Source organism: Pseudomonas sp. FW300-N1A1, from assembly GCF_058789115.1.
Map to the genome: position 1 here is coordinate 1 of NZ_JBYTBK010000072.1, position 9,438 is coordinate 9,438.

The window sequence follows — 9,438 nt, forward strand, 5'->3', positions numbered from 1 at the left end:
TAATATCAGGTAAACGGCTTCGTTAACTGTCCACCATGTCTCCGAACATGTGTCCACCATGTCCCCGGTCCAAACACGATCCTGTGGCGAGGGAGCTTGCTCCCGCTGGACTGCGAAGCGGTCCCAATCCAGCAAATCGGATTTATCAGGCACACCGCAGCAGCCCTGTGACGGCTGCTGCGCACCCGAGCGGGAGTAAGCCCCCTCGCCACAGGAACAGTGTCGACTCAACTATCGGTAAAACACCAAATAACCCATCTGCCCCACTGCCTCGTTCACTAACTGCCCCGACCGCCAGACCGACTTGACCGTCGGTAGCCAGCCGCCAAAGGGCTCACCGTTGCCGGCGCCCATAAAGCCCACGGGCGCCGGTACCACCGTCAATCCCGCCGCCTCGAAGCTCCAGACACTGCGTGGCATGTGCCAGGCCTGCGTCACCAGCACCACCCGCTTCAAGCCCAAGGGCTGCAGCAGCTCGGCGGTGAACTGTGCGTTCTCCCAGGTCGTGCGGCTGCGGCCCTCCTGCCAGCGAACCGTCACCCCAAAATCATCCTGCAGCGAATCGGCCATGAGCTTGGCTTCGGTGGGCGGAGTGCCGTAATGCAGGCCGCCACTGGTCAACACCGGCAGCCCCGAGGCCTTGGCCAGCCGCGCGGCATAACGCTCACGCTCCAGGACCACCCCGGTGGGCTGATCACTGCCCCAGGCCTGGTCACCCCGCTCGCGCCCTGCGCCCAACACCACAATCACATCGGCACGCTCGGCCAGGGTCGCCCATTCGCTGCGGGCCAGGGGCGGTTCGCGCTCAAGGATCCTGGCGCCCCACTGTACGACCACCGGCAAGCTCATCAACCAGAACCCGCCCAGCCCCAGGGCGAAACACAGCCCTGCCAGGCGCGGCCTTGATCGGCGCAACCACCAGGCAAGCAGGAGCAACAGCAAGAGAATGCCGGGTGGCAACAGTAGTTGTTTGACGAAATAGCGAAAAGGCATCGAGCATCTCCGAAAGATGCCCGAAGCCTAAGTGGGTTGAAGCAAAGCGACAACTAAGATGGCTGGCCTTTTCATCAAAAAGCCATCACCGGTGACTTCATGTGCCCGCATGGGGCGACAAACACGCGCCTGTATACTTACTTGACTCGCAGGGACCGGACCTTTACCGCGTCACTGCCAGGCACCTTGTCTTTCAACCATATGATTTTGGCCGAACGAGGGGCATCGTTGTGCTTCACCGCTTCTGACAAGACGCCATGCGCCTCGCGTTCACTACGGTCCAGATAAGCCTTGATCAGTTCGAACTCTGCGCGGCTCAACCCGCGAAGTTCAAGTTCCAGAGGGCGCTCATCGCGCAACCGCCCAGCTGTTTTTGCCGCATCCAGGGCCACCCCCAGACGATCTATCAGCTTTTCGTACAACTCGGGTTTTGTGACTTTTGTTTGCGACTCAACCATCCCTCACCTCATTGAAGATAAGACTTACTCCCCAACTAGAGCTTAGCCTCACTGGGCAAACCGGCCGTGCGCCGCGACCAACGGCCCCGCGCGCGGGCAGCGCTGCACAATCAAGTTTCCCTAGGCCGAGCACGGTCATGTATGCTACGGCGCTTCCTGTAACTCCACTTCCAGCTCGGCTGGGCATCGAAAACGCCATATTTGGCGCAATCCGGGTCCAGCGTTGCATTGAAGAGGATTAGGCCACCCCTATTCAGTTCAAAAGTAGCCATGCACGAACAATACCAGCCCCGCGAAATCGAAAATGCTGCCCAGTCATTCTGGGATGAGCAAAAGTCCTTTGAAGTCAGTGAACAGCCAGGCAAGGAGACGTTCTACTGCCTGTCGATGTTCCCTTACCCCAGCGGCAAGCTACACATGGGGCATGTGCGCAACTACACCATCGGCGACGTGATCTCCCGCTACCAGCGCATGCAAGGCAAGAATGTCCTGCAACCCATGGGTTGGGACGCCTTCGGCATGCCGGCGGAAAACGCCGCGATGAAGAACAACGTAGCGCCCGCCAAGTGGACCTACGAAAACATCGCCTACATGAAAACCCAGCTGCGCAGCCTGGGCCTGGCGGTGGACTGGTCCCGCGAAGTCACCACCTGCAAGCCTGATTACTACCGCTGGGAACAATGGCTGTTCACTCGCCTGTTCGAAAAAGGCGTGATTTACAAAAAAAGCGGCACCGTGAACTGGGACCCGGTCGACCAGACCGTCCTGGCCAACGAACAGGTGATCGACGGTCGCGGCTGGCGTTCCGGCGCGCTGATCGAAAAGCGCGAAATTCCGATGTACTACTTCAAGATCACCGCCTACGCGGATGAACTGTTGGAGAGTCTCGATGAACTGACTGGCTGGCCTGAACAGGTCAAGACCATGCAGCGCAACTGGATCGGCAAATCCCGCGGCATGGAAGTGCAGTTCCCGTACAACGTCGAGTCGATCGGCGAAACCGGCGCACTGAAAGTCTTCACCACCCGTCCGGACACCCTGATGGGCGCGACCTACGTCGCCGTGGCCGCCGAGCACCACCTGGCTACCCTGGCCGCGCAGAACAACCCTGAGCTGCAAGCGTTCATCGCTGAATGCAAGGGCGGTAGCGTCGCCGAAGCCGACATGGCGACCCAGGAGAAAAAAGGCCTGCCGACGTCGCTGTTTGTCGAACACCCGCTGACGGGTGAAAAACTGCCGGTGTGGGTCGCCAACTACGTGCTGATGCACTACGGCGACGGCGCCGTCATGGCAGTGCCTGCTCACGACGAGCGCGACTTCGAGTTCGCCCACAAGTACAACCTGCCGGTCAAATCGGTGGTGCGTACCAGCTCCGGTGACACCAACCCGGCACCGTGGCAAGACGCCTATGGCGAACACGGCACGCTGATCAATTCCGGCGAGTTCGACGGCCTCGATTTCGCAGGTGCGTTCGACGCCATGGAAGTCGCCCTGATCAAGAAAGAACTGGGCGCCTCGCGTACCCAGTTCCGCCTGCGCGACTGGGGCATCAGCCGCCAGCGCTACTGGGGCTGCCCGATCCCGATCATCCACTGCGATACCTGCGGTGACGTGCCGGTACCGGAAGACCAGTTGCCTGTCGTCCTGCCAGAAGACGTCGTACCTGACGGCGCCGGTTCGCCATTGGCGCGCATGCCCGAGTTCTACGAGTGCAGCTGCCCTAAATGCGGCCAGCCTGCCAAGCGTGAAACCGACACCATGGACACCTTCGTCGAGTCCTCGTGGTACTACGCCCGCTACGCCTCGCCACACTTTGAAGGTGGTCTGGTAGAAAAATCAGCGGCCGACCACTGGTTGCCGGTGGATCAGTACATCGGCGGTATCGAACACGCCATTCTTCACCTGCTCTACGCGCGCTTCTTCCACAAGCTGATGCGCGACGAAGGCCTGGTGAGCTCCAACGAGCCGTTCAAGAACCTGCTGACCCAGGGCATGGTAATCGCCGAGACTTACTATCGTCGCGAAGCCAATGGTGCTTACACCTGGTTCAACCCGGCGGACGTGGAGCTTGAGCGTGACAGCAAGGCCAAGGTTATTAGCGCCAAGCTGATCGCAGACGGCCTACCGGTGGAAATCGGTGGCACCGAGAAGATGGCCAAGTCAAAGAACAACGGCGTTGACCCACAGTCGATGATTGACCAGTTCGGCGCAGACACCTGCCGCCTGTTCATGATGTTCGCCTCGCCACCTGACATGAGCGCGGAATGGTCCGACTCCGGCGTAGAGGGTTCGCACCGCTTCCTCAAACGCGTCTGGCGCCTGGCTCAAGCGCACGTCACTCAGGGCCTGCCGGGCAAACTGGACGTCGCCAGCCTGAATGACGAGCAGAAAGCCATTCGCCGTTCGATCCACCAGGCCATCAAGCAGGCCAGCCACGACGTCGGCCAGAACCACAAATTCAACACCGCCATCGCCCAAGTGATGACGCTGATGAACGTGCTGGAAAAAGCCGCGCAAGGCACCGAACAGGATCGCGCACTGATTCACGAAGGCCTGGAAACCGTAGTCCTGCTGCTGGCACCGATCACCCCGCACATCAGCCACGAGCTGTGGCATCGCCTGGGTCACGCCGATCCGGTGATCGATGCAGGTTGGCCGGTTCTGGACGAAAGCGCCTTGGTACAGGACAGCCTGCAGCTTGTCATTCAAGTGAATGGCAAACTGCGCGGCCACATCGAAATGCCGGCCAGCGCCAGCCGCGAAGAAGTCGAAGCTGCCGCACGGGCCAACGAAAACGTCCTGCGCTTCGTCGATGGCCTGACTATTCGCAAAGTGATCGTAGTGCCCGGGAAACTGGTCAACATCGTCGCCAGCTAATTGGATCAGGCGCCAGGTTCGCCTGGCGCCGTATAAAACCTTTCGGGCCGCGCTATCGGCCCTCACGGTTTCAAGGGGAGCAACAAGATGATCAAGCGCAACCTGCTGGTGATGGGCCTCGCGGTCCTGCTGAGCGCCTGCGGTTTCCAGCTGCGTGGCACCGGCACCACCGAACTGGCGATCAAGGAACTCGACCTGAGCGCCCGTAACGCCTATGGCGATACCGTGGTGATGATGCGTCAAGTATTGCAAAGCAGTGGCGTCCACGTGGCTGCCGGTGCACCTTACAAACTGGTGTTCACCAATGAGCAGACGACCCAGCGCGTCCTGAGCTACTCCGGTGCCGGCCGTGCCGCGGAAAATGAACTGACCACCGTGCTGGACTACCAGATCGTTGGCCAGAACAACCTGTCGCTGATCAGCGACAAACTGCAAGTGCAGAAAGTCGTCATGCACGATGGCAGCAACATCACCGGCTCCGACCAGGAAGCCGATGAAGCCCGCAAGGAAATGCGCCGTGACCTGGTGCAACGCATGATGTTGCGCCTGCAGCAACTGAGCCCTGCTCAACTGGATCAACTGCAACAATCCGCCGATGCGCGCGCCAAGGCCGAAGCCCAGGCGCTGGAAGCGGCCCAGAAAGCCGAGGCGAACACCCCGCGTCAGTCGCCTCTGCAAGTACCTGCCGAGTAAGTCTTACGGGGCGCCGTTGCGCCCCGTTTGCCCCGCCTTATGAAACTCGCCCCCGCCCAACTCGGCAAACACCTGCAAGGTGCCCTCGCTCCGGTGTACATCATCAGCGGCGATGACCCACTGTTGTGTCAGGAAGCCGCCGACGCCATCCGCTCTGCTGCCCGCCAGCAGGGTTTTGACGAGCGCCAGGTATTCAGCGCCGATGCCAGCTTCGACTGGGGCACCCTGCTGCAAGCGGGTGCCAGCATGTCCCTGTTCGCCGAAAAGCGTCTGCTGGAGCTGCGTTTGCCGTCCGGCAAGCCGGGTGATAAGGGCGCAGCGGCATTGATGGAATACTGCTCGCGACCGGCAGAAGACACGCTGCTGCTGATTAGCCTGCCCAAGCTTGACGGCAGCGCGCAGAAAACCAAATGGGGCAAGGCGCTGGTCGAAGGTGCGCAGACCCAGTTCGTGCAAATCTGGCCGGTCGATGCCAGCCAGCTGCCGCAGTGGATTCGCCAGCGCCTGTCCCAGGCCGGGCTGTCCGCCAGCCAGGATGCCGTTGAGCTGATCGCCGCGAGGGTGGAAGGCAACCTGCTCGCCGCCGCCCAGGAAATCGAAAAGCTCAAGTTGATGGCCGAAGGCGGCCAGATCACCGTGGAAACCGTACAGGCGGCCGTGGCCGACAGCGCGCGTTTCGATGTGTTCGGGCTCACCGATGCGATCCTCAACGGTGAGGCCGCCCATGCGCTGCGCATGCTGGAAGGCTTGCGCGGCGAAGGCGTGGAGCCGCCGGTCATTCTCTGGGCCCTGGCCCGGGAACTGCGCCTGCTGGCCAACCTGTCGCTGCAATACAGCCAGGGCGTGCCGCTGGACAAAGCGTTCAGCCAGGCCCGACCGCCGGTCTGGGACAAGCGCAAACCGCTGATGAGCAAGGCCCTGCAACGCTACTCGGCACCGCGCTGGGCGCAACTGTTGCTCGAAGCGCAACGCATCGACGCACAGATCAAGGGCCAGGCCGCCGGTTCGCCATGGATGAGCCTCAGCCGCCTGTCGCTGTTGATGGCCGGCCAGCGCCTGAACCTGCCCGCCGAGTAAGGCTTCTGTGGCGAGGGCACTTGCTCCCGTCGACCGGTCCGCGCTCTGGCGCAGCCGTCGTCGGTGAAGGTGCTCTTTGGGGTCGCTTCGCAACCCAGCGGGAGCAAGCTCCCTCGCCACGGATCATCTTCCCCGCCTATCGCATGGACTAGACAACCTCCAAACTTCGGCCGATGATTCTCCGCGCAAAACCCACCCAGCGAGAACACCGCCCATGAGCAGAAACAAGCGGCCCAACAAGGCCAAGTCCATCGTCGCCCAGCCACTGTTCCGCAGCCGTCAGGAACAACCGGCCAAGGGCAAAGGCAGCTACCGCCGCGAAGCCTTCCAGTCTAAAAGCTGGGAGGCTTCTTGCTTTCTGGCCGCTTGAAAGGTGAGGCCCCTCCAGCCCTCCGGTCATGATAAGGTCGACACCTGATTCGTTTTCTCTGGACCTGTGCATGCCCTTTTGTATTTCCCGTCGTTGGCACCTGCGCCAACTGATTGCGGCCTCCAGCCTTGTTCTGCTTGTTGCCTGCGCGGAAAAACCGACCGCCGCCGACGCCCAACCGCTTCAGACCGTGCCGGTTACGACCGCCCCGGCCCTCATTGCGCCCGTCGTACCGACAGAAACCCTCGAGATTCAACCCAGCCAGACGTTCGAACAATGGCAGGCCGCGTTCCGCAAGGACGCCCTCGCCGCCGGTGTCAGCCCTTCCCTGTTCGACCGCGCCTTTGCCGGCGTCACGCCGGACATGAGCGTTATCCGTGCCGACCGCAGCCAGCCTGAGTTCGCTCGCCCGGTGTGGGAATACCTCGACGGAGCCCTCTCCGCACTGCGCGTGCGCAAAGGCCAGGCACTGCTCAGCCAGTATGCCGACACCCTGAGCGCCATCGAACAGCGCTATGGCGTCGACCGCCAGGTCCTGGTGGCCGTCTGGGGAATGGAAAGCAACTTCGGCAGCTTCCAGGGCGACAAGTCGGTGATTCGCTCGCTGGCGACCCTGGCCTACGAAGGCCGGCGCCCGGGCTTTGCCCACGCACAATTGCTGGCGGCACTGCAGATTCTGCAACAGGGTGATATCGCCCCCGAGAAGATGCTCGGCTCCTGGGCCGGCGCCATGGGCCAGACCCAGTTCATCCCGACCACCTACAATACGCACGCCGTGGACTTCGATGGCGATGGTCGCCGCGACATCTGGAACAGCCCGGCCGACGCACTGGCCTCGACCGCCCACTACCTGCAAAGCTCCGGCTGGCAGAAAGGCCAGCCGTGGGGCTTTGAAGTCACAGTGCCGAGTACCTTCAATTACGCGCTGGCCGACGGAGCCATCCGCAAAAGCGTTGCCGAATGGACTCAACTGGGCGTCAAGCTGCCAAACGGCGCCAGCGTACCCGCAGGCTCCGAGCAACTGTCCGCTGCCCTGCTGCTGCCGGCCGGTTATCGCGGCCCGGCCTTCCTGATCCTCGACAACTTCCGTGCGGTGCTCAAGTACAACAACTCGTCGTCCTACGCACTGGCGGTGAACCTGTTGTCGGAACGCTTCAGTGGCGCTGGCCGGATCAACGGCGAATGGCCCAAGGATGATCTGCCGTTGAGTCGCACCGAGCGCATTGAGCTACAGACCCTGCTCAGCGCCAACCAGTATGACGCCGGCAGCGCTGATGGCATCATCGGCGCTAACACACGCAAAGCCATTCGCGCAGCCCAGCAGTCATTTGGCTGGCCGGCGGACGGCTATCCGACGCGCAAGCTGCTGGATAGTTTGCGTAACCGCTAAAGGCATCGTAGGCAGGAGCAACTGCCCTGATCACAGGCTTGTTCTCGCCACGTAGAGGAGCGCCGAACACCTCCCCGTGGCGAGCGAGCTTGCTCGCGCTGGGCTGCGCAGCAGCCCAAAAAAATGTCACCGAGGTCTTTCTGATAGACCGCAATCACCTCTCAGGGTGCGCTGCGCGCCCCAGCGCGAGCAAGCTCGCTCGCCACAGGAGCAGCGTTCAGGCCTTATTGAGCAGCATAAGCACCTGTCGCTAGGGCTTGACCACCACATCCTGCTCCAGCACCAACGTCTTGCTCCCCGCATCCAGCGTTACCAACGCGCCCATCGGCAAGGTCAGGTTCGGGTCGCAGTGCCCGCTGCGCCAGCCAGCCAGTACCGGAATGCCAAACGGCGCGAAGGTCTGCTTGAGCAACTGCGCCAGTGCCTCGCTGTCCACGCCGGCCACATCCCCCGCCAACACCCCGCGCAACCGGTTCAATTTTCCGGCCAGTCGCAAGTGGGTCAGCAGTCGATCGATGCGATACAGCGGCTCGTTGATGTCCTCGATGAACAGAATGATCCCGTCGGCATCGATTTCGAACGGCGTACCCAGGGTGGCGGCGATCATCGACAGATTCCCGCCCTGCAAACGCCCGAGAGCGATGCCAGGCTCGATGGTCGTCAACGGGTAGGCCACCGGGTGCGCCAACAGACTGCCGGCTTTCAGTTGCCCCCTGAGCATGCTGAACAACGACGCCTCGGTCGGTTGCTGCTTGTCCCCCAACAGGTCCGCGTTGAGCATCGGCCCGTGAAACGTGACAAACCCCGAGTAGCGGCTGATCGCCAGGTGCAATGCCGTTATGTCGCTATAGCCGACGAACGGCTTGGCATGGCGCCGCAGCAGCTCATAGTCGATACGGTCAAGCAAGCGCGGGCTGCCGTATCCCCCACGCAGACAGAGGATGGCGTCGATGGCCGGGTCGGTAAATGCCTCATGCAGGTCCTTCAGGCGGACCTCATCGCTGCCGGCCAGGTAACCATCATTTTCCAGGACACCGGGGAAGATCCGCAGCGAGTAGCCCCGCATCCGCATCCACTGCAGCGCCTTCTCGGCCTCCAGTGCCGCCGGACCCGCCGGTGCAATGACGCCAATGCGCCCTTCAGCCGGCAATGCCGGGACGGGGGTGTGTTCGCTAATGATGAGGGTGGAGCGAGTGGTCATCCGTGATTCTCCCTGCGTGACGGTTTGCACACACAGTAGTCAGGAACGGGGACAAACAGAAGAGGGTCAACCGCCCCGCGGGTTGCGGGAAAAGGTCGGTATTGCAGTGGGCAGCGCTACAAAGAACGCCCGCAAGACTTTCAGGTCTTGCGGGCGCGCCGGATCAAGACGACATCAGCTCGGCCTTGACCAGCTTCGCCTGCTCGTCGGCGTGGTACGAAGAACGTACCAGTGGGCCGGACGCGACGTTCTTGAAGCCCATCTTGTAACCTTCCTCGGCGAACCAGGCGAAAGTGTCAGGATGCACAAAACGCTGCACGGGCAAGTGGCTACGGGACGGTTGCAGGTACTGGCCCAGGGTCAGCATATCGATGTCGTG

8 protein-coding genes and 1 pseudogene are annotated in these 9,438 nt (G+C 61.8%); 5 read left to right on the plus strand and 4 right to left on the minus strand.

Translation table 11 applies throughout. The features are described from left to right. Positions 1–231: 231 nt before the first annotated feature. The gene (locus tag AC3WQN_RS25155; RefSeq protein WP_103402310.1) at positions 232–993 is read right to left on the minus strand and encodes a YdcF family protein; all 762 of its coding nucleotides are present in this window, start codon (positions 991–993) and stop codon (positions 232–234) included. Between the two features lie 137 nt (positions 994–1,130). Continuing rightward, positions 1,131–1,451 carry a hypothetical protein gene (locus tag AC3WQN_RS25160; protein WP_103402309.1) on the minus strand — a complete coding sequence of 107 codons (321 nt, stop codon included), beginning with the start codon at positions 1,449–1,451 and terminating at the stop codon, positions 1,131–1,133. 270 nt (positions 1,452–1,721) lie between these two features. Between AC3WQN_RS25160 and leuS the strand changes: the two genes are divergently transcribed. From leuS to AC3WQN_RS25185, 5 genes are all read left to right on the plus strand, one after another. Then, a complete protein-coding gene (leuS, locus tag AC3WQN_RS25165) occupies positions 1,722–4,328 on the plus strand; it encodes a leucine--tRNA ligase (protein WP_103402308.1) in 2,607 nt (868 codons plus the stop codon). An 87-nt stretch (positions 4,329–4,415) separates the two neighbouring features. After that, on the plus strand, positions 4,416–5,021 hold the full coding sequence (locus AC3WQN_RS25170) for an LPS-assembly lipoprotein LptE (RefSeq protein WP_103402307.1): 606 nt from the start codon (positions 4,416–4,418) through the stop codon (positions 5,019–5,021). Between the two features lie 39 nt (positions 5,022–5,060). After that, positions 5,061–6,098, plus strand: coding sequence for a DNA polymerase III subunit delta (gene holA, locus AC3WQN_RS25175; RefSeq protein ID WP_103402306.1), 1,038 nt, complete (start codon positions 5,061–5,063; stop codon positions 6,096–6,098). A 214-nt stretch (positions 6,099–6,312) separates the two neighbouring features. After that, positions 6,313–6,468: an alternative ribosome rescue factor ArfA gene (gene arfA, locus AC3WQN_RS25180; protein WP_095080609.1), complete on the plus strand. Its 156-nt coding sequence runs from the start codon at positions 6,313–6,315 to the stop codon at positions 6,466–6,468. 70 nt (positions 6,469–6,538) lie between these two features. Continuing rightward, complete coding sequence (locus AC3WQN_RS25185) at positions 6,539–7,858, plus strand: lytic murein transglycosylase (protein ID WP_103402305.1); 1,320 nt, start codon at positions 6,539–6,541, stop codon at positions 7,856–7,858. Positions 7,859–8,108: 250 nt separating this feature from the next. On the opposite strand, the gene AC3WQN_RS25190 is transcribed toward AC3WQN_RS25185, so the two are convergent. Together AC3WQN_RS25190 and AC3WQN_RS25195 are read right to left on the minus strand one after the other, a co-directional pair. After that, positions 8,109–9,059, minus strand: a complete 951-nt coding sequence (locus AC3WQN_RS25190) for a S66 peptidase family protein (protein ID WP_103402304.1) — start codon at positions 9,057–9,059, stop codon at positions 8,109–8,111. Positions 9,060–9,222: 163 nt separating this feature from the next. Continuing rightward, positions 9,223–9,438: pseudogene (locus AC3WQN_RS25195) on the minus strand (lipoyl synthase); the annotation flags it as partial.

Bases quoted from the DNA above. Each gene is read 5' to 3' on its own strand.
- AC3WQN_RS25155 (WP_103402310.1), bottom strand. From the start codon at position 993: ATGCCTTTTCGCTATTTCGTCAAACAACTACTGTTGCCACCCGGCATT.
- AC3WQN_RS25160 (WP_103402309.1), bottom strand. From the start codon at position 1,451: ATGGTTGAGTCGCAAACAAAAGTCACAAAACCCGAGTTGTACGAAAAG.
- leuS (WP_103402308.1), top strand. From the start codon at position 1,722: ATGCACGAACAATACCAGCCCCGCGAAATCGAAAATGCTGCCCAGTCA.
- AC3WQN_RS25170 (WP_103402307.1), top strand. From the start codon at position 4,416: ATGATCAAGCGCAACCTGCTGGTGATGGGCCTCGCGGTCCTGCTGAGC.
- holA (WP_103402306.1), top strand. From the start codon at position 5,061: ATGAAACTCGCCCCCGCCCAACTCGGCAAACACCTGCAAGGTGCCCTC.
- arfA (WP_095080609.1), top strand. From the start codon at position 6,313: ATGAGCAGAAACAAGCGGCCCAACAAGGCCAAGTCCATCGTCGCCCAG.
- AC3WQN_RS25185 (WP_103402305.1), top strand. From the start codon at position 6,539: ATGCCCTTTTGTATTTCCCGTCGTTGGCACCTGCGCCAACTGATTGCG.
- AC3WQN_RS25190 (WP_103402304.1), bottom strand. From the start codon at position 9,059: ATGACCACTCGCTCCACCCTCATCATTAGCGAACACACCCCCGTCCCG.